At 36.9% G+C, this 20,377-nt stretch carries 21 protein-coding genes and 1 rRNA gene (1 of these 22 cut by a window edge); 14 read left to right on the forward strand and 8 right to left on the reverse strand.

The annotated features are described in order from the left end of the window. Window positions 1-10 precede the first annotated feature (10 nt). The gene (locus ACU8YW_RS02680) at window positions 11-328 is read left to right on the forward strand and encodes a YfhH family protein (protein ID WP_001057030.1); all 318 of its coding nucleotides are present in this window, start codon (window positions 11-13) and stop codon (window positions 326-328) included. 64 nt (window positions 329-392) lie between these two features. On the opposite strand, the gene ACU8YW_RS02685 is transcribed toward ACU8YW_RS02680, so the two are convergent. Both ACU8YW_RS02685 and ACU8YW_RS02690 read right to left on the reverse strand, forming a co-directional pair. Next, window positions 393-545 carry a YpzG family protein gene (locus tag ACU8YW_RS02685; protein ID WP_000122093.1) on the reverse strand — a complete coding sequence of 51 codons (153 nt, stop codon included), beginning with the start codon at window positions 543-545 and terminating at the stop codon, window positions 393-395. A gap of 46 nt (window positions 546-591) precedes the next feature. Then, window positions 592-750: a small, acid-soluble spore protein K gene (locus ACU8YW_RS02690; RefSeq protein WP_000517891.1), complete on the reverse strand. Its 159-nt coding sequence runs from the start codon at window positions 748-750 to the stop codon at window positions 592-594. A gap of 123 nt (window positions 751-873) precedes the next feature. Between ACU8YW_RS02690 and ACU8YW_RS02695 the strand changes: the two genes are divergently transcribed. Beyond that, entirely contained in the window at window positions 874-1,140 is a 267-nt protein-coding gene (locus ACU8YW_RS02695; protein ID WP_000997857.1) for a YfhJ family protein, read from the forward strand. Between the two features lie 24 nt (window positions 1,141-1,164). Here ACU8YW_RS02695 and ACU8YW_RS02700 read toward each other — a convergent pair whose 3' ends face one another. Continuing rightward, window positions 1,165-2,145, reverse strand: coding sequence for a metal-dependent hydrolase (locus ACU8YW_RS02700; RefSeq protein WP_060486949.1), 981 nt, complete (start codon window positions 2,143-2,145; stop codon window positions 1,165-1,167). Between the two features lie 149 nt (window positions 2,146-2,294). On the opposite strand from ACU8YW_RS02700, the gene mutY reads away from it, so the two are divergent. Continuing rightward, window positions 2,295-3,392 (forward strand): A/G-specific adenine glycosylase, encoded by a 1,098-nt coding sequence (mutY, locus tag ACU8YW_RS02705; RefSeq protein ID WP_149213697.1) that lies wholly within the window; start codon window positions 2,295-2,297, stop codon window positions 3,390-3,392. Window positions 3,393-3,427: 35 nt separating this feature from the next. Here the strand turns inward: mutY and yfhS are convergent, their stop codons facing one another. Beyond that, window positions 3,428-3,652 carry a mother cell protein YfhS gene (gene yfhS, locus ACU8YW_RS02710; RefSeq protein WP_048542097.1) on the reverse strand — a complete coding sequence of 75 codons (225 nt, stop codon included), beginning with the start codon at window positions 3,650-3,652 and terminating at the stop codon, window positions 3,428-3,430. Window positions 3,653-3,776: 124 nt separating this feature from the next. Here yfhS and ACU8YW_RS02715 point away from each other — a divergent pair, with 124 nt between their 5' ends. From ACU8YW_RS02715 to ACU8YW_RS02730, 4 genes are all read left to right on the forward strand, one after another. Next, on the forward strand, window positions 3,777-4,058 hold the full coding sequence (locus ACU8YW_RS02715; protein ID WP_000039039.1) for a gamma-type small acid-soluble spore protein: 282 nt from the start codon (window positions 3,777-3,779) through the stop codon (window positions 4,056-4,058). A 188-nt stretch (window positions 4,059-4,246) separates the two neighbouring features. Continuing rightward, window positions 4,247-4,507: a YgaB family protein gene (locus ACU8YW_RS02720; RefSeq protein ID WP_000997582.1), complete on the forward strand. Its 261-nt coding sequence runs from the start codon at window positions 4,247-4,249 to the stop codon at window positions 4,505-4,507. 250 nt (window positions 4,508-4,757) lie between these two features. Then, a complete protein-coding gene (gene ntdP, locus ACU8YW_RS02725) occupies window positions 4,758-5,288 on the forward strand; it encodes a nucleoside tri-diphosphate phosphatase (RefSeq protein ID WP_000506626.1) in 531 nt (176 codons plus the stop codon). Between the two features lie 54 nt (window positions 5,289-5,342). Then, window positions 5,343-7,103 (forward strand): ABC transporter ATP-binding protein, encoded by a 1,761-nt coding sequence (locus ACU8YW_RS02730; RefSeq protein ID WP_426934204.1) that lies wholly within the window; start codon window positions 5,343-5,345, stop codon window positions 7,101-7,103. 15 nt (window positions 7,104-7,118) lie between these two features. Here the strand turns inward: ACU8YW_RS02730 and ACU8YW_RS02735 are convergent, their stop codons facing one another. The 3 genes from ACU8YW_RS02735 to hemL form a co-directional block, all read right to left on the reverse strand. Further along, complete coding sequence (locus ACU8YW_RS02735) at window positions 7,119-8,207, reverse strand: aromatic acid exporter family protein (protein ID WP_000765792.1); 1,089 nt, start codon at window positions 8,205-8,207, stop codon at window positions 7,119-7,121. 259 nt (window positions 8,208-8,466) lie between these two features. Beyond that, window positions 8,467-12,903: a glutamate synthase-related protein gene (locus ACU8YW_RS02740; RefSeq protein ID WP_106383494.1), complete on the reverse strand. Its 4,437-nt coding sequence runs from the start codon at window positions 12,901-12,903 to the stop codon at window positions 8,467-8,469. A gap of 201 nt (window positions 12,904-13,104) precedes the next feature. Then, window positions 13,105-14,403: a glutamate-1-semialdehyde-2,1-aminomutase gene (hemL, locus tag ACU8YW_RS02745; protein ID WP_000673249.1), complete on the reverse strand. Its 1,299-nt coding sequence runs from the start codon at window positions 14,401-14,403 to the stop codon at window positions 13,105-13,107. A gap of 128 nt (window positions 14,404-14,531) precedes the next feature. Here hemL and ACU8YW_RS02750 point away from each other — a divergent pair, with 128 nt between their 5' ends. The 6 genes from ACU8YW_RS02750 to perR all read left to right on the forward strand — a co-directional run bounded on the left by ACU8YW_RS02750 (window position 14,532) and on the right by perR (window position 18,823). Beyond that, window positions 14,532-15,545, forward strand: a complete 1,014-nt coding sequence (locus ACU8YW_RS02750) for an ABC transporter ATP-binding protein (RefSeq protein WP_000843640.1) — start codon at window positions 14,532-14,534, stop codon at window positions 15,543-15,545. Beyond that, a complete protein-coding gene (locus ACU8YW_RS02755; RefSeq protein ID WP_000521517.1) occupies window positions 15,538-16,329 on the forward strand; it encodes an ABC transporter permease in 792 nt (263 codons plus the stop codon). The genes ACU8YW_RS02750 and ACU8YW_RS02755 overlap by 8 nt, the downstream gene beginning before the upstream one ends. 4 nt (window positions 16,330-16,333) lie before the next feature. Next, the gene (locus tag ACU8YW_RS02760) at window positions 16,334-17,119 is read left to right on the forward strand and encodes an ABC transporter permease (RefSeq protein ID WP_000639385.1); all 786 of its coding nucleotides are present in this window, start codon (window positions 16,334-16,336) and stop codon (window positions 17,117-17,119) included. Window positions 17,120-17,191: 72 nt separating this feature from the next. Next, entirely contained in the window at window positions 17,192-17,596 is a 405-nt protein-coding gene (locus ACU8YW_RS02765; protein ID WP_098190910.1) for a potassium channel family protein, read from the forward strand. A 44-nt stretch (window positions 17,597-17,640) separates the two neighbouring features. After that, window positions 17,641-18,096, forward strand: a complete 456-nt coding sequence (gene bcp, locus ACU8YW_RS02770) for a thioredoxin-dependent thiol peroxidase (protein WP_097889312.1) — start codon at window positions 17,641-17,643, stop codon at window positions 18,094-18,096. Window positions 18,097-18,394: 298 nt separating this feature from the next. Continuing rightward, the gene (perR, locus tag ACU8YW_RS02775; RefSeq protein WP_000237831.1) at window positions 18,395-18,823 is read left to right on the forward strand and encodes a peroxide-responsive transcriptional repressor PerR; all 429 of its coding nucleotides are present in this window, start codon (window positions 18,395-18,397) and stop codon (window positions 18,821-18,823) included. 199 nt (window positions 18,824-19,022) lie between these two features. Here the strand turns inward: perR and ACU8YW_RS02780 are convergent, their stop codons facing one another. Beyond that, window positions 19,023-19,379, reverse strand: a complete 357-nt coding sequence (locus ACU8YW_RS02780) for a YgzB family protein (protein WP_000025063.1) — start codon at window positions 19,377-19,379, stop codon at window positions 19,023-19,025. 400 nt (window positions 19,380-19,779) lie between these two features. Here ACU8YW_RS02780 and ACU8YW_RS02785 point away from each other — a divergent pair. After that, window positions 19,780-20,377 (forward strand): 16S ribosomal RNA (locus tag ACU8YW_RS02785) (it continues 954 nt past the right edge of the window).

The following is a 20,377-nucleotide window of genomic DNA, read 5'->3' on the forward strand; positions in this document are numbered from 1 at the left end:
GGGGAATAAGATGAATATGCCAAAGCGCTACAGTGAAATGACACCACATGAGCTAAGGGAAGAAATTGGGGTTTTGAAAGAGCAAGCAATAAAGGCAGAGCAGCTTGGTATTGTAAATGAGTTCGATGTATTAATGCGCAAGATGGCAATGGCTCGTGCTTATATGACTGATATAAACAAATTCCATATTGGTGAGACATATGAATTAGTAGAAGAACCTGGTATATTATTTGAAATTACGTATTTCAACGGGGTATTTGCTTGGGGACATAAGCAAAATGATAATGAAGAGATTGGAATACCGATTTCTTTATTGCAAGAAAAATGAAAACCAGAGAGCGAATATCTCTCTGGTTTTCATCTTTGGTAGGCGTTACAGGAGATAGGAGATTCTAAAATTGGCGTTTTTTACATTCATTCGCCAGTATAATGAGAGACTGGGTTTGTTGCGTCTGTCCGTTAACTTGCGCCTTTGCATGTTTCGGACGAGTCCACGTATGGTTAAATAATTCAGAACGACTATCTAAGCGATCACGGTAGCTCATCTTTATCACCTCGTGTAGGAAGTTAATTTTTTAGGTTGTACCTGAACTATTCTTCCTGCTGATTTGCAGCACGCATACGTTCTTGTGGGTGCGTGTTAATTGTGCCGTTAGGTCGTTTCGAAGCGAAGCGTGATTTCGCTTTCGGCTGACCATCGATTTTGCTGTTGTTTTTTGACTCAGACCAAAATTCGGCTTGTTTACCCATTGCGAACGCCCTCCTCATCATCAGTTGATACCTCTTTAAGAAGTATCACTTATAGAATGTGCAAAATAGAGGAAACTATCCTTTAGAAATTAAGGGAATAAATAGGTAAAAGGAGAATAGAACATGAATGATATTCACGAAACATTAACAAAAGAATTGTTAGACAAAAATGACAAACTTTCTTACGCACAAGCTCGTGCGTGGGTTGAATTATTGTGGGAAGACTTTCAAACAACTTATGCTAAATCAGGTCGTTATCAAGGTGATGAAATGACTGAACAAGTGGTACGAACATGGATTAATAATCATGGAGGTCGCCTTCATGAAATGCGTACAAATAATCCGAAATATAGCCATTTAATCAATCAAGAAGATCATTTGAAACATTAAAAAAAGCGACTTAAGTCGCTTTTTTTAATGTGGAAGTAATTCCAGTTTTTTTCGAAGTTTTTCTTCACTAAAAATCCATCCTGTATAGGAACTAATAATATTTAAATTGTGGTCGAGTTGAACGATTGCAACGAATGGATAATAATCTTTACTGCGATAGCGCAAATCAATGAAGCGAACTTCGTAATAATGATCATAATCGAAAATGTCCCAGCGATACACAGGGGAGAAAGATAGAAATGCTGAGATGTTTTCATCTTGTTTAGCTGCGCGCATAATAGCATTATCTGGGAACGGTACCCGGTCGAACTTATCATATATCATGATGTTACCACGATGCCATCTAGCAACGTAGTAATAATCAGTTGTAACGATTGCTAAATGGTAATGATAAAATCTGTAAGAAGGGGAAATGATTATTTTCTCCACATGATTGAAACGTTTATATACGACGCTACGTATGTTTCTATGCATCATAATCCGTCCGATATAGTAAATAATCATCAATATATACGCTGCTAAGGCAGTATACCCTTTATGGGAACCTACAAGCATACAAGCAATCGCGAGTAGGTGGATAAAGAAAATGACGGTATCAAATGTATTAATGATGCCGAGCGCTACCCATTTTTTTGTGAAGGGCCGTAATGCCTGGGTACCGTAGGCGTTGAAAATATCTACAAAGACATGAAGAAAGACGGCAATAAATGACCAAAGTAGTAGATGCAAATATGGAGCGTGTGAAAAGAAGGCGAAAGAGATGCCACTTATAAGGAATGACCAAAGAATCACTGCAGGAATGGAATGAGTAATCCCGCGATGATTTCTTATATATTTAGCGTTATTACGCAATTTTAAAACTGTATCGATGTCAGGAATATTGGAACCGGCAATTGTAGCAAGCATAACTGCTTGTGGCCCAATATCACTTTGTGCTATGGCTGGATCTAACGTTGCCAAACTGCCTAGAGTAACGCCCATAACAAGGTGAGTGGCTGTGTCCATAGAAATCCACCTCCGTTTTTTATTAATGTAACTCTTTTTATTCGATACCTCAAGTCCTTTGCCTTCTATTTCCTATGTCATCTTACTTAAATTTTTTCCTAAAATCTTTATAATAGTACTTATATGCAAAAAAATGAGGGGGATCAAGTTTGACACTTGAAATATTAAATAATTTTAACATAGAGCAGTTTCAAAATGATTTAATTGGTTGGTTTGAAAAAGAGCAACGCGACTTACCGTGGCGTAAAAATAAAGATCCATACCGCGTCTGGGTTTCGGAAATTATGTTGCAGCAAACAAGGGTAGAAGCTGTAAAACCATATTACGCGAATTTTATGGGGAAGTTTCCTACTCTAGAAGCTTTGGCAAATGCTGGTGATGAAGAAGTGTTAAAAGCATGGGAAGGTTTAGGATATTATTCTAGAGCACGAAATTTACATGCGGCTGTAAAAGAAGTGAAAGAAGTATACGGCGGGATAGTACCAAGTGATGTAAAGAAAATTGAAAAATTAAAAGGAGTTGGCCCCTATACAAAAGGTGCTATTTTAAGTATCGCATATGGTATACCAGAGCCGGCAGTTGACGGAAATGTTATGCGTGTATTATCTCGCATTTTATCAGTGTGGGATGACATTGCAAAACCGAAAACTAGAAAAGTGTTTGAAGAGATTGTACGTGAAATTATTTCGGCTGAAAATCCATCTTATTTTAATCAAGGTTTGATGGAATTAGGTGCACTAATTTGTATTCCAAAAAATCCATCTTGCTTACTTTGTCCTGTACGTGAACATTGCCGAGGATATGCTGAAGGTGTTCAAAAGGAGTTACCAGTAAAAAGTAAAGCGAAGGCTCCTACAATGGTACCGATTGTTGCAGGGGTACTTCAAACAGAAGATGGTCGTTACGTCATTAATAAACGTCCAAGTACCGGGTTATTAGCTAACATGTGGGAGTTTCCAAATGCTGAACTTGGGGAAGGGATTCGGAATCAGAAAGAGCAGCTTACAGATTATATGAAAGAAAAATTTGAGCTCTCGATTTCTATTGAAGAATACGCAATGAATGTACAACATACATTTACACATCGCACTTGGGATATATTCGTATTTTACGGAAAAATAACTGGTGATATTGTTGAAACAGATACATTGAAATTTGTATCGAAAGAAGCATTTGAGCAGTTACCATTCTCGAAATCGCATCGTACGATTTATGAGAATTGCGTTGAGAAAATTACAATGCAATAAATTAAAAAAGTGTTCCCTAGATTGGGAACACTTTTTTAATCGTAAGAAATTTTTGTCCCATGAGTCCAATTAGCTTCACCTTGTTGTAAGCCACCTCTTGATTCAATTTCTACTACAATTTCTTTATAGATACTTTGACCTTCTGCATTTAAATACGGCAAAATCTGTTGTAATGAGTGATGAAAATAAGCTAATTCATCTTCTTTCCACTCATTTTTTGAAACCATCGTTAGTTCAGTCATATCGCGTCCTATATACATATTTCCACCTCCATTTCCTATAGTTTGAATGAGTGATAAGAGATATATACGGAGATTAAAAAAAGAAAATCACGGATAACTTCTAAGTGAATTGGTTACATTATTGGTTGTGGAGGTGAGAAAGATGAGTAAAAAACAACAAGGTTATAACAAGGCAACTTCTGGTGCTAGCATTCAAAGTACAAATGCTAGTTATGGTACAGAGTTCGCGACTGAAACAAATGTACAAGCAGTAAAACAAGCAAATGCACAATCAGAAGCAAAGAAAGCACAAGCTTCTGGTGCACAAAGTGCAAACGCTAGTTATGGTACAGAATTCGCAACTGAAACAGATGTGCATGCTGTGAAAAAACAAAATGCACAATCAGCTGCAAAACAATCACAATCTTCTAGTTCAAATCAGTAATGAAAGAAAAACACTTCTCTAATTCGGGAGAAGTGTTTTCTTTGTGCCTGGGTCATAGTAATGAAAATAAAGTGAACGACATAACTTCTAATAAGTCAACAAATGTAGTCAAAGGAGAAGGAAGTTAAAGATGAGAAATATGTAATGAGGAAGAATAACTGATAAATAAGTCCAAAAGGGGGTAAGTAATGAACGACTTTGATAAGTTGGTAGGAGAGCAATTGGAAACGATGGATGAGTTGTTAAAGTTACAAGCTCATCTAGAGAAGTATCAGCAAATTGAAATGAGCGAAAAGGATACGTGCGATAAAAAGGAATTACATTTTATCCGCCAAGAAATATATAGAACAGAATTAGCGTTAAAACTGTTACATGAGAAATTTGAAGAGCAAACAAATAGTGTGATTCAATCTTTTGAGACTGAAAAAATGATTTCGAATTTAGGGTAAGGCATGTTGTTACCTTCCGGTGAAAGGTCCTTCTTTAGATAGAAATAAGGAAGGGCTTTTTCTATTTCTATTTCCTCGTTTGTAAATCATTCAGCGAAGGCCCCGTCTCCTAAGAAGATTAGGGATATAGTATTCAGTGTGAAAAATAGAGTCTTGTCGCTTTAGTTTTAAAATTTCGACAAAAAAGTTATAATAGAAAAAAAGTGAATGCAGCTCAAAGGGCATTTGCAGTTGAAAGAAGGGAGCATATATGGGATTTCCCAAAGAAGGAGAAAAAGTACAAATACATAGTTATAAACATAATGGCTCCATTCATAGAATGTGGGAAGAGACAACAATTTTAAAAGGGACACAGAGCCTTGTGATCGGAGCAAATGATCGTACAGTAGTGACAGAATCAGATGGCCGAACATGGATTACTCGTGAACCAGCAATTTGTTATTTTCATGCAAATTATTGGTTTAATGTGATTGGGATGCTAAGGGAAGAGGGAGTATATTATTATTGTAATTTAGGCTCACCTTTTGCATATGATTCTGAAGCATTAAAGTACATTGATTATGATTTAGATATTAAAGTATATCCAGATATGACATATACGCTTTTAGATGAAGATGAGTATGAAAAGCATAGTCAAATTATGCAGTATCCACCTGTTATTGATACTATTTTAAAACGAAATGTAGCACAATTAACACAATGGATTCATCAAAGAAAAGGGCCATTCGCGCCAGATTTCGTAGATATGTGGTATGAAAGATATTTAATGTACAGAAATTAAAACAAACCTGCAGGGGATTTCCCGGCAGGTTTGTCCTATTAGAGGGGGGATTATGTGCAAGGTATAAAAAGATATTTGCAATTTGTTAAACCGTATCGATGGCTTATTGCTATTACGATTATGATTGGTCTAGTTAAATTCGGCATCCCGCTTATTATGCCGTGGTTATTAAAATATATTATCGATGATGTAATTCAAGGGGGAGGGTCACTTCAAGATAAAACATCCCAATTAGTAACAGCCGTTGGGATTGCTTTTTTTATTTTTGCAGTAGTAAGACCGCCAATTGAATATTATCGTCAATATTTCGCGCAGCGTATCGCAAATACAATACTATATGATTTACGAAAACATATTTTTGGTCATTTACAAAAGTTGAGTTTACGCTATTATTCGAATACAAAAACAGGAGAGCTTATTTCACGTGTAATCCATGATGTAGAACAAACGAAGGATTTTGTAATTACTGGTTTGATGAATGTTTGGCTAGATACTGCAACAATTGCAATTGCTATTATTGTTATGTTTTCTATGAATATAAAATTAACATTTGTTGCGTTATTAATTTTACCTATTTATGTAGTGGCAGTGAAATATTTTTTCGGGCGTCTTCGAAAATTAACGAAAGAGCGTTCGCAGGCGTTAGCAACGATGCAAGGGTATTTACATGAACGTATTCAAGGGATGCAAGTGACACGTAGCTTTGCATTAGAAGAGTATGAGGGTAAGCAGTTTGAAAAAAGAAATAATGCATTTTTGACGAAAGCATTAACGCATACGAGTTGGACTGCAAGGACATTTTCAGCAGTGAATACGTTAACCGATTTAGGCCCGTTACTGGTGATCGGTTTTGCAGCATATGAAGTAATTCAGGGGCAGTTAACATTAGGGACTATGGTTGCCTTTGTTGGATATATGGATAGTTTGTATAGTCCGCTTCGCCGCCTTGTCAATTCCTCTACAACATTAACACAGTCTTTCGCATCGATGGATCGAGTGTTTGAATTGTTAGATGAAAAATACGATATTGTCAATGTGCCAAGTGCGGTACAAACGACAAAATTAAATGGTGAAGTGATATTTGATAATGTATCTTTTCGTTACAATTCGGATGAAAAAGAGATATTACATAACCTTTCGTTAACTATGTTGCCAGGAGAGAAGGTAGCACTTGTAGGAGCAAGTGGGGGAGGGAAGTCATCTCTTGCTAGCTTAATCCCACGTTTCTATGATGTTTCTTCAGGTGCAGTTTATGTAGATGGGATAGATGTTAGAAAGTATGATATGAGAAATTTACGTAGTCATATTGGAATTGTACTGCAAGATAATTTGTTATTTAGTGATACAATCGGGGCAAATATTTTATATGGAAACCCGAAAGCTACAGAGGAAGAAGTGATTGCAGCTGCTAAAGCTGCGCAAATCCATGATTTTATTATAGAGTTACCTGATGGCTATGATACTGTCGTTGGGGAACGCGGTGTGAAGGTATCTGGTGGGCAAAGGCAACGTGTAGCGATTGCAAGAGTGTTTCTAAAGAATCCATCGTTACTTATATTAGATGAGGCGACTTCCGCTTTGGATTTAGAAAATGAACGGTATATTCAGCAGGCGCTTCAGACGCTAGCTGCTGATCGGACGACGATCGTAATCGCACATCGATTGGCGACGATTACACATGTGGATACGATTATTTACATTGAAGATGGTGAAATTAAAGAAACAGGTTCTCATGAAGAGTTAATGAAAAAAAGAGGGTTTTATTACAATTTATATCAACTTCAACATATAACAGAAACAGCTCCTTTAGCGTAAAAGGAGCTGTTTTCTTTATTCGTCTTCTTTTTTATCTTCGATTTGGAGTTCTGCTTCTGGTTTATGGTATGTGTAGAAGCTATCCACAAGTAAATCTAAATGCTCTACTTCTTCACTATAGTTAATAATGGCAGAAATAAGAGGGAAGAGGTGTAGCCATGTTTTATACGCTTCCTCATCGTCCTTGTTTTGATAATCCATAAAGATATCAATTAATTCTTGTTTACCTGTTTCAACTTCATCAAGCATTTCAACGGATTGTTGTTTTTTTGCTTTACCAATAAATTTTAATAAAACTTGTTCATGGTAATGGGTTAATGAGTCAAGTTCGTTTTGGATAGATTCCTGAAATTCTTCTGGCATATAGCGCAGTTCATTTTCAGTACGATGTAATGATTTTAACGTACTTAAAGCACGGCTTGTCGTCGCTAACATTTGTCTGAATAAAACGAGCTTACGAATTTTTGCGAACTTTACTTTTTTCGTGTAGCTTCTTTCTTCTTTATACAGCAAATAGTAATGGTTTAGTTTAATCATCTTTTCTTTCATACGATCAATATCAGTTTTTAGCGTTGTAAAATCAGAAGCTTGCCTGCTATTCATTCGAATCCATTTTACAATTTCTTCTGTATTATCAACGATACGATGATATAGTTTTGTTTCGTATTTTGGCGGCATAAACACTAAATTTACAAGTGAAGCCGCAATAATTCCAATCATAATCGTCGCAAAGCGAAGTAAGGCAAAACTAAAGAAATCGTCGCCCTGATACTCCATAATGGCGATAACTGTTACTAAAGCAATTGATATTGTGTTTTCTAATCGTAATTGTAACGTAAGCGCAATTACTAATATACATGTTAATCCAATAATAAAAGGATTATGTCCAAAAGCAGTAGCAAATACGATAGCGAATACGGCACCAATGACGTTTGCTTGAATTTGCTCAAGAGCTGTTAAATACGAGCGGTATACAGACGGTTGAACAGCGAATATAGCTGAGATTCCCGCGAATACTGGACTCGGTAATTGAAGTAAAATACAAGCAAATAAAGCTAATGTGATGGCAATACCCGTTTTTAAAATGCGAGCACCAAGTTTCATACCCTTAATAAGATCCTTTCTCTTGTCATAATGAATGTACAACATGATACTATACATTCATTACAATATGTTAGCAAGTGATATTTTAGTGACGTTAATAAGAAATTAAGATTCATTTTATACTTTTTCCTAATTCTTTTTAAACATCAATTTTTAGTGAAAAAACCTGCTGAATTTCAGCAGGTTTCAAATTGTTACTATAGATTACTATGAGAAGTGTACTTCGTCAATTTTTTCTTGAAAATGAAAAGTTGGTATATCACTCTGTTGAGATAGATGGATCAGCCTGCTCTTTTTTCGGGATAATTTCAAAAAACTGTTGCTGCATATCATCGAGTAACGGTGTTAATAAAGCAACTTCCTCGTATTGCTCATGTTCATTTAATACACGAATGTAATCTAACAATAACTCAGTCACATCTTGCACGCCGTTTTTACTAATTGGTTGTAATGTAACATTTGCCCCTTTTGCGATTCTTCTTTTTAAGGCGTGTTCTGTTAAACCCGAGCTTGAATCATGACGTAAATAAACAACACCACCAGTCATACCAGCACAAATCCATGGACCAGGATCCCCTAAAACAAGCGCTCGCCCATTTGTCATATATTCAAAAGCGAAACCTTTAATATTAGAGTATACACCTATATTCCCTTGCTCTTTTTCACGGAGTGGCTTTGTCATTCGCCCTCCAATTATCATGTCTGCTCCAGAGAGGCGAATGCCAGCGCGAGCATCAGCGTTACCTTGAACGTATAGCGATCCTTTTTGTGCACCGTACCCAAAACCTTTTCCGACAGAACCGTTATAATATATGCCGTCTTTTCCTTTTGCTTTCGTTATATAAATACCACCACCAAAGGAGGTTTTACCAATACCATCTTGTGCACCGCCATTTACGTGTATAAATAAGTTCTCACTATTGTAAGCACCTAATCCATTTCCAGGAATAGAGCCATTCGTATACTTTAATGTAAGTGGTTCAAGCTTCGTGTCTTCATATAATTTACTACGAACGCGATAGCAAGATTCTAGACCACCCATAACGCGTTGCTCTACGCCAACGCCTACTAATTCTTTTGAATGAGGGGAATGAACTGTTTCAAATTGTTTTTCTGGTACGTATTCTGTTTTTGTAACAGATGGGTGTTCTATCGTTTGTAGTAAATTACATAAGTCTAATAAATTTTCGCCTCGAACTTGTTCTAATAAATCGGAATGTCCGACAATTTCTTGTAAATTTGTATAACCAAGATTTCCTGTTAATCGTTTTAGTTCTACGCCAAAAGTGGTGAATAAATGTAATAATCCAGCAACGGCGCTTTCTAATTCGCGCGGGACGAAGCGGCGTAATCCGTGTTCTTTCGCCTGAGCTTCAGACTCAATTTGTGTTGCAATTCCAACGTGACAAGTATCTAGATGACATCCGCGGCAAGTTGTACAGCCGATTGCAATCATGGATAATGTACCAAATCCAATACGGTTTGCCCCAAGGAGCATGATTTTCAAGGCATCATTAACACTTCGAATACCACCGTCAGCCCAAATTTCTACCTTGTGCCTCATATTTGCTTCTAATAAAGCATTGTGAGCGGCTTTCACACCAATTTCTACAGGAAGGCCTACATGTTGCAATGCGTGAATACGTGCGGCACCTGTACCACCATCAAATCCGCTAATGTTAATAAAGTCAGCACCAGCCTTTGCGATACCGACAGCAATTGTTCCAATGTTAGGGACAACAGGGACCTTTACAGCTACTTTCGCAAGTTGATTAGCCGTTTTAATTTCTGTAATCATTTGAGCTAAATCTTCAATGGAATAAATATCATGGTTGTTAGAAGGTGAAATTAAATCAGAGCCAATTGTAGCATTACGCGCTTCAGCGATTTTTGCTGTTACTTTTGAACCAGGCAAATGTCCGCCTTCACCAGGCTTTGCGCCTTGCCCAATTTTTATTTCAATTAAGTTTGATGAATTTAGTAGTTCGGCGTTTACACCAAATCGCCCAGATGCAACTTGTTGTCCACGTGTATGTGGATATTTTCCAATCATATCTTTAATTTCGCCGCCTTCACCGTTCAAGCTAATCATATTTAGCTGATCGGCCGCTTCTGCATATGCACGAAAGGCAATTTCATTTTGAGAACCGAATGACATGGAACTAATAATAAATGGTAAATCATGATTTTGAATGCTGATGGATACTTCTTCAGCCGGAACGACATGTTTTGTTTCTTTCGTTTGAACAAGATGTCTAATCGCGATTGGATTATTTTCTTCTAACTCACTTAATTTGTCACGGTAATCATCATAAGAATTTCCTTTTGCGACATCGCCGATTGCTTTCCAAATTCGCGGGAATATATGAAAAGATTTTCGCATTCTAACTTTAGGATTGTTATAATCATCCGCTCGCAATTGTGCATCTTCAGCAAGTGATTCAAGCGAAAAAGCTAAATCATTTGAACCGAAGAAATTCGTAATTTGTAATATATTTGCGATTTCCTCATGTAATCCGATAGAAGAATAGAGGCGGCCGTAACCACGTAATTCATGAATTCCAATTGTTGAAATGACTTTTTCTAGTCCTTTATTAAGAGCATTATACAAATTCGTAATTGGCGTTTTTGTTCCATCATTTACGGTTGCAAATAATAAATATGGATTCATACCATCTGCTCCTAATCCATACAGTGTGACGATATCATGTAAGGAGCGAAGGGCACCAGAACGTATAACGAGAGAGCAGTTTCGGCGTAATTTATTTTCGCTTAATACTCGATGTACTTTAGCGGTAACTAAATGCGGATCAATCCATAACTGTTCATTTAGATGAGCGTTGGCATCGTCTATTAATAGTAGGGAAGCTCCATCGTTCACGGCCTTTATCGCTTCAGAACTAATTCGATTTAAGGCGCATTGTAAAGTTTCTGTCGGACTGAATGTAGCAGAGATTGTAGCGATAGAGCTATGAGTATTGAATAGCTGTATAAGTTGTTCGTACGTAATTGTGTGTAATTCCTCTGTAATAGATTGTGCTACACTTCCTTCTAAAATAATGGGGGAAAGCATCTCAACTACAAATGTCCGTTTAGCTCCGCTTAATAAACTTGGGCGCTCTCCAAGTATTGTTCGTGTGGAGAAGTGCTCGACCTCTCGATCACGATCGATTGCTGGATTTGTAACAACGGCTACACTTTCCTTAATGAAATCAGCGATATTTCGTCTACCAGTATCGAGTGCTGCAAGTGGTGAGTCATGCCCAAGTGAGCGAATTGGCTCAACGCCTTTTGTTGCCATCTGTTCAAGAAGCTGAATATGTTCTCGGTCCCATCCGAAAGCAACGTATTGTTTCGTTTCGACTTGTATAGAATCACATAATCCTGGGATTTCTTTCGTTTCTGGGATAGATAAGTTTAAATGATAATCTTTAGTATCAAATCGCTTTTTAAAACGGTTATATACTTGAGTTTGGTAGTCATCGTATTCGTAGAGTACAAGTTCATCTTGTTCATTCCACTTTAGACCGACTTTTTCTCCAGGAGCGAGTGGTTTTGGTTCTGCTACATATTCAGTTGGTGATACAACTCCAGGTTCAGAAGAGAAAACATAAGAACTCGCTGTCTCTACTTTCCATACTGGTCGTAGTCCAAGGGAATCAACGCTGAAAACAGCCTCATCTTTATAACGTGAAATAATACCAGCTGGACCTTGCGCAAAATGGCCCCAAGCTTCACGTATATACGTATATAAATCTTGTAAATGCGGTTCATAAAGTTTCATTTCATTAATAATTGGTGGGAATAGTATATCCATTGCTTCAAATAAACTGTAGTCGTATTGAACAAGTAGAGTTTCTAAGGTGCGGTTTAAATCTTGGGAGTCACTGCCCCCAGCAGTAAGTGGAACATGAATCATGTCAGCTTGATCACGTAATTTTGCAATTGTGTTAATTTCACCATTATGTCCGAGAATGCTAAATGGTTGTACACGAAAAAAATTAGATAATGTATTAGTAGAATAGCGGTTATGTCCTAGTGTCATAGTTGAAGCGATAAGTGGATGTTGTAAATCATTGTAATAGGCAACAAGTGTATCCCCAGCGCCTAGAACTTTATATACAACATGGTCACGACTTAATGAAGCAACATGAATCGCTTCGTTTTCCTCTATTTTTATCGTTACTGAAAATAATGTTTGCTCAACATTTTCAACTTTATTTTCTGCGATAAGAGCAACTTGCCAAAATAAAGGTTCTTCCTGTTTACCAAGTGGACCGAGTGCATCGGAATTTATTACATCATCACTTTCAAAAATAATAGTAAAACTTTCGTTATTTAATTGCGTACGAATATGATTTTTTAAATTAACGATATTTGCGTTTTTGTTTAGAAAAAAATGTCCAACGATAAAGTGGGGATGATCCACAATCGTTGGATTGTATCCGTTATTTTTCAGCTTTTCATTCCAAAGTGCTTTTGGGACATCAATGTGAATTCCGATACCATCTCCTTCACCATTAATGAAACCAGCTCGATGATTCATTTTGACAAGTGATTGTATGCAAAGATCAATGTTTTCTTTCGTGGCAACTTTTAGTTTCTCCATAACGGAAACGATTCCACACGCATCATGTTCTGCATTTTTATAATCTCGAAATAAAGACGGTGTCCATGTATTTGTTTTATTGAGCATCCGTCAATCCCCCCTTTTATTGAAGTTTGAATAATCTTACTATTCAAGGCGTGAGCAGCCTTATATACAAGGATAGTAAGGATATAAAAGAAAAATAAAACAGATAATTATGAATAATTATACTATTAATAAGGGATTTATGAAATAGAAAAAAGGAAAAAAGAAAGATGTGCTTTCTTTTTTCCTTTTTCAATGAAGGGATTATTTATTATCCGCTAAAGCAGCGAATGCTCTGCCTACAGCTTCAATTGTATATTCGATATCTTCTTTTGTATGTTCTGTCGTTAAGAACCATGCCTCGTATTTAGAAGGTGCTAAGTTAACTCCTTCTTGAAGCATAAGCTTGAAGAATTTACCGAACATTTCACCGTCTGTATCTTGTGCTGCATCGTAATCTTCAATTGTATTTGTTGTGAAGTATACAGTTAAAGCACCTTTTAGTCGGTTTAATGTAATATCGATATTATGTTTTGCAGCTTGCTCTAAAATTCCCTTTTCAAGCATCGCACCAAGTTCATCTAATTTCTCATAAAGACCTTCTTGTTGAAGAACTTCTAGACAAGCGATACCGGATGCCATAGAAGCAGGATTTCCTGCCATTGTACCAGCTTGATATGCAGGTCCGAGCGGGGCAACTTGTTCCATAATTTCTTTCTTACCACCATAAGCACCGATCGGAAGTCCGCCGCCAATAACTTTACCAAGCGCTGTTAAGTCTGGTGTTACGCCAAGTAAGTCTTGAGCACCACCGTACATGAAGCGGAAAGCAGTAATAACTTCATCATAAATTACTAGTGCACCAGCTTCGTGAACAAGTTCATTCACTTTCTCAAGGAAGCCAGGTTTTGGCTCTACAATACCGAAGTTTCCAACAATCGGTTCTACAAGGATAGCTGCTACTTCATGTCCCCATTTATCTAATGCTTCTTTTAAAGTTTCTACATTATTAAATGGAACGGTAATAACTTCTTGAGCGATACTTTGTGGTACACCGGCTGAGTCAGGAGTTCCTAGCGTAGAAGGGCCAGATCCAGCTGCTACAAGTACTAAATCAGAATGACCGTGGTAACAACCAGCAAATTTCATAATTTTTGTGCGGCCTGTGTAAGCACGAGCGACACGAATTGTTGTCATTACTGATTCAGTACCAGAGTTTACGAAGCGGACTTTATCTAATGCAGGCATTGCTTCTTTTAACATTTTTGCAAATTTTACTTCTAGTGCTGTTGGTGTTCCGTAAAGTACACCATTTTCAGCAGCTGTTGTAATTGCTTTTGTAATGTGCGGGTGAGCATGTCCAGTAATAATAGGACCGTATGCTGCTAAATAATCGATATATTTATTTCCGTCTACATCCCAGAAATAAGCACCTTTTCCACGTTCCATAGCAACAGGAGCGCCGCCGCCAACTGCTTTAAAAGAACGAGAAGGACTATTAACGCCACCAACGATATGTTCTAAAGCTTCTTTATGTAATGCTTCTGATTTTGTGAATTTCACTACAATTCATCTCCTTACAAAAATCTATGTATTATTCTAACATGTTTTTCGAAAAGACGTATTGTTTGTGATAGAGAAGGCAGTTGGGTAAACTATTCGTTGTGACATTTAGGAAGGGGGGGCCGATTATGAAATCGGTAATTGAGGTACAAGGGTTACGTAAAGAGTTTACAGCCTATTCAAGTCGTCCGGGATTAAAGGGTGCTTTTCGCGATTTATTAAATCGTAATTATAAAATAGTACCAGCAGTAAATGATGTATCTTTTAATGTGAAACAAGGTGAAATGGTTGGATATATCGGTGAGAACGGTGCTGGTAAATCAACAACTATTAAAATGCTTACGGGGATTTTGACTCCGACATCAGGAGAAATTTTAGTAAATGGGATGAACCCGCATAAGCAGAGAGAAGAATTCGTAAGAACAATTGGTGTTGTTTTCGGTCAACGCTCACAACTTTGGTGGGATATTGCTGTACAAGAATCTTTTCGTTTATTAAAAAAAGTGTACGGTGTATCAGACGCTCAGTATAAAGAGCATATGGAACACGTGATTGAAACGTTAGATATTGGTCCTTTATTAGATAAGCCAGTTCGAAAGTTATCTCTAGGTCAAAGAATGCGTTGTGAATTAGCGGCAGCATTAATTCATAATCCACCGTTATTATTTTTAGATGAACCAACAATTGGGTTGGATGTTCTTGTGAAATTAAAAATACGTGAATTTTTAAAAGAAATGAATGAACGTTATAAAACAACAATCTTATTAACAACCCATGATATTACTGATATTGAAGCTTTATGTGAGCGCGTTATCATGCTGGATGAAGGAAATATTATGTATGACGGTTCTTTAAATAATCTTCGTACACAGTGGGGAGCAGAGAAGGAAATCCATTTTCAATTTATTGCACCAGTTTCCTATCAGGCTTTATCAATGGTTATGCCAGATAGTCATGTCGTTTGGTCGAAAGCGAAAGAGGAAAACGCGTGGGTTGCAAAAATACCGAATGAAGAAGTTATCATTTCAATGCTTATTTCTAAAGTAGTACAAGCCTTTCAAATTAAAGATTTAAAAATTAACGAAGTATCTACAGAGGAAATTATTCGTAACATTTATGAAGAAGGTATTAAACATGGGTAAGTACATTGAAATGATTCGGATTCGCTTTTTAATGATGCTTGCGTATCGTACAAACTATTATAGTGGGATTTTAATTTATACAATTAATATCGGTGCGTATTATTTTTTATGGCAAGCAATTTATAGTGGAAAAGAGAATATTGAAAGTTTATCTATTTCGCAAATGACTACTTATATCGCAATTGCGTGGATGGCACGTGCTTTTTATTTTAATAATATAGACAGGGAAATTGCGATGGAGATTCAAGAAGGACGTGTAGCAGTAGAACTCATTCGTCCATATAACTATTTAGGCATGAAAGTGATGCAAGGTCTTGGTGAAGGAATATTTCGTTTTGCTTTCTTTTCAATTCCAGGTATGGTTATCGTTACCTTATTATTTTCATTGCAAATTACAACGAATTTTCAAACGTGGTTATATTTCTTCTTATCTTTAATATTTAGTTTTATTATTAATACACAAATTAATTTAATGACGGGAATGCTCACGTTCTTCCTATTTAATAATAGTGGAATTATGTATGCGAAACGTGTCGTTATTGATTTATTTTCAGGTCTATTATTACCAATTAGTTTTTATCCGTTATGGGCCCAAAAGGCAATGATGTTTTTACCGTTTCAGGCGATTAGTTATATTCCGAGTATGATTTTTTCAGAAGGTATACAAGGAAGTAAATTGTATGAGGCATTATTATTCCAAGTAATTTGGGCAATTGTACTTATTATTCCAATTGTACTTATGTGGAGAACGGCGAGAAAACGTCTAATTGTACAAGGGGGATGATGAGATGATATATATAAACCTATTTTTGCAATATGCAAGCCAATATATAAAAACAAAATTGGAGTATCGGGGCGATTTTATCGTTGGATTACTTTCTGATTTAGCACTACAGGCTGTTAATTTAATCTTTATTCTCGTTGTGTTTGGGCATACACAAGCATTAAAGGGCTGGAGTAGAGAAGAAGTAATCTTTATTTATGGTTTCTTTTTAGTGCCGTTTGCCATTTTCTCAGCTTTCTTTAACATATGGGACTTTAATGATCGTTACATTATTAAAGGAGAAATGGATCGTATATTAACGAGACCGATTCATAGTTTATTTCAAATTATATTAGAAAGAATGGAACTGGAATCTTTAATTGGAGCGATTACAGGAATAATTGTAATGGGATATGCAGCAGTGGAGCTGCAATTATCTTTTTACTGGTACGATTTCTTCTTATTCTTACTGATGGTAGGAGGAGGAGCACTTGTATACGGAGGGATATTTGTTACGCTTGCGAGCCTTGGTTTTTGGTCGGATGCGAAAAGTTCAATTATGCCGCTAATGTATAACATAGGTAACTATGGTCGCTATCCTGTTAACATTTATAACCGTGTGATTCGCTTCATTTTAACGTTTGTTTTACCATTTGCGTTTGTCGGAGTGTATCCAGCAGCATACTTTTTAAGAAAAACAGAGTGGAATAGCTATGCATTTGCAACACCATTCGTTGGTGTTATCTGTTTTACGATTGCAATTACTCTTTGGAATCAAGGGGTAAAAAGGTACCGTGGTGCTGGGAATTAATTATAGAAGCTTGTTTGTTTCTAAGGGATAAATCCAATGGCCGTCTCATACATATAAAATGAGGTGGAGGACATGTTATGGGGATTTATTCTATTAATTGCAGCAATTGCTATTTTGAGAAGTGTCCAACTGTTATGGAGTTCATATTCAGATTCTAGGCGTTTCTTTTCGCTTTATAATTTAGCCTCCTTATTTTTAATTTATACAACGGTATTGATTGCGTTTGGGTTAAGTTATGTTGTATTAGAAGAAATGGGTTTTGCAGTTTTGAAAGAAGATGGAGAAAGCTTGCATGCCCAATCTTTTCAACTTGTAGAAATTTGCTTATATTTTAGCGCAGTTACTTTATTGTCCGTTGGGTACGGTGATATAGCTCCGATTGGAGTAGGGAGATGGATTGCGATTGCAGAAGCGCTAATTGGATATACATTACCGTTTGCTTTTGTAATGAGGTCTGTAATAGACAATGAAAAATAAGATAGCATTTGATATAGTAAAAGAAAAGAGTAGGAGTGATAACAATGATCACAGTAGGAGAAATGGCTCCAGAATTTACATTAGAGGGAAGTAACGGGGAACAAGTTCGCTTAGCTGATTTTCGTGGTAAAAACGTAGTGCTATATTTTTATCCGAAAGATATGACTCCAGGGTGTACAACTGAAGCATGTGATTTTCGCGATGCGTATGGATTATTTCAAGAGAAAGATACAGTTATTCTTGGTGTAAGTCCTGATTCAGCGAACAGACATCTGAAATTCATTGAGAAGCATGAGCTTCCATTTGTACTTTTAGTAGATGAAGATCATAAGGTAGCGGAATTATACGATGTTTGGAAATTGAAAAAGAACTTTGGAAAAGAGTATATGGGAATCGAGCGTTCTACATTCCTTATTAATAAAGACGGTGAGCTTGTAAAAGAGTGGCGTAAAGTGAAAGTGAAGGGACATACTGACGAGGTTCTTTCTTATATAAAGTAAATTCATTGTGGAGATAAAATATATAGAAGTAAGGCGAGTGTCTATACATATTTTATCGTCTTACATAAAGTGAAGTGTAGGGCATACCTCCTCAGATGATAGTATTCCAAGTGCGATTATGTCGCACTTTTTTTCTATGTAAATGTATAGAAAATGGGGAAGGATATATAAGAATAAGGCTATATACAAAAATAAACCACATACTTATAGTAGAAATATTGACGATTTATAAGAAAAGGAGTACACTCTTTATAAGAATTATAAAATAATAATCCGTATAGAATCGGGGTGCATGACGGTGGTCAAAGAAGAATTAAAAGAAGCGCTAGAAATGCTGAAAAATACGGGTGTACGCATTACTCCACAGCGTCATGCTATTTTAGAGTACCTTGTGGAATCTATGACGCACCCAACAGCGGATGACATTTATAAAGCATTAGAAGGTAAGTTTCCAAATATGAGTGTTGCAACTGTCTATAATAACTTACGTGTATTTAAAGAGGTTGGACTTGTAAAGGAATTAACTTATGGAGACGCTTCAAGTAGATTTGATTATGTTACAAGTCAACATTATCATGTGATTTGCGAAAAATGTGGTAAGATTGTTGATTTTCCTTATGGAGGTTTGGAACAGCTTGAAGAGGAAGCTGCGAAAACGACAGGCTTCGTTATTAATAGTCATCGCTTAGAAATTTATGGCGTTTGTCCAGAGTGTCATAAGGCGTAATATATAATAAAGAAAGAGGGAGACGTAAACGTCTCCCTCTTTCTTTATTATATATGGGAATTACGTTAGGTTCAGGAGGATTTAAAACGTTCAGTGAAGAACCTAATTTAATTAAAGATAAATACAAAAGGTGATTTCTTAACAAAGAAATCACCTTTTAACATTTAGTTTTGTAAGGGCACATTGTACCTATATATGCCTATGATTTATAGCTCTTCTTATTATATTTCTCATCAAATTCTTTTCCTTCTAGATTTCGATCCATTGTTAAAGGTTGGTTGCAATGCATACATGCGTCGACACGACCGAGCATTTTGGTCGGCTTATCGCAGCTTGGACAAATAATTTGTACAGTTTTAGTAGATAACATGCCAATCCAAAAGTAAACGACAGTACTAGCGATAACAGCTAAAAAGCCAACCATCATAAATGTTGTCATAATAATAATGTTTTCACGGAAAAAGACACCTAAGTATGCAATGAAGAGGCCGATAAATACTAAACTTAATGCAAAGGTCCGGATTTTATTGATTTTGTTCGAATACTTAATGCTCATTTGCATCACACTCCTATAATAATAATATAACATAAAATTTAGAATTTTCACTCGTTCGTAAACGTGATAAACCGATAAGATATGAGATATGGAGTATGATGCAGAATGAAGGGAGACTATAATGGTTTTTGGAACATGGTTTTAAGATTTTAACGGGATGTGAATTTTTTTTATAAAAAGTATTGACCCCTTATATACTACATGATATATTAATAACCGTCGCTGATGCGGAAATGCAGAAAACGACAAAAAAGAAATTAAAAAACTTAGTTGACATCGAAAAACGAAGATGTTAACATAAGGAAGTCGCAAATGAGCGACCGAGTAGTTCTTTGAAAACTGAACGAAACAAACAACGTGAAACGTCAATTTTTATTTTTAGATGCTAGACAAACTAACTTTATTGGAGAGTTTGATCCTGGCTCAGGATGAACGCTGGCGGCGTGCCTAATACATGCAAGTCGAGCGAATGGATTGAGAGCTTGCTCTCAAGAAGTTAGCGGCGGACGGGTGAGTAACACGTGGGTAACCTGCCCATAAGACTGGGATAACTCCGGGAAACCGGGGCTAATACCGGATAATATTTTGAACTGCATGGTTCGAAATTGAAAGGCGGCTTCGGCTGTCACTTATGGATGGACCCGCGTCGCATTAGCTAGTTGGTGAGGTAACGGCTCACCAAGGCAACGATGCGTAGCCGACCTGAGAGGGTGATCGGCCACACTGGGACTGAGACACGGCCCAGACTCCTACGGGAGGCAGCAGTAGGGAATCTTCCGCAATGGACGAAAGTCTGACGGAGCAACGCCGCGTGAGTGATGAAGGCTTTCGGGTCGTAAAACTCTGTTGTTAGGGAAGAACAAGTGCTAGTTGAATAAGCTGGCACCTTGACGGTACCTAACCAGAAAGCCACGGCTAACTACGTGCCAGCAGCCGCGGTAATACGTAGGTGGCAAGCGTTATCCGGAATTATTGGGCGTAAAGCGCGCGCAGGTGGT

The sequence above is a fragment of the Bacillus pretiosus genome, from assembly GCF_052947655.1.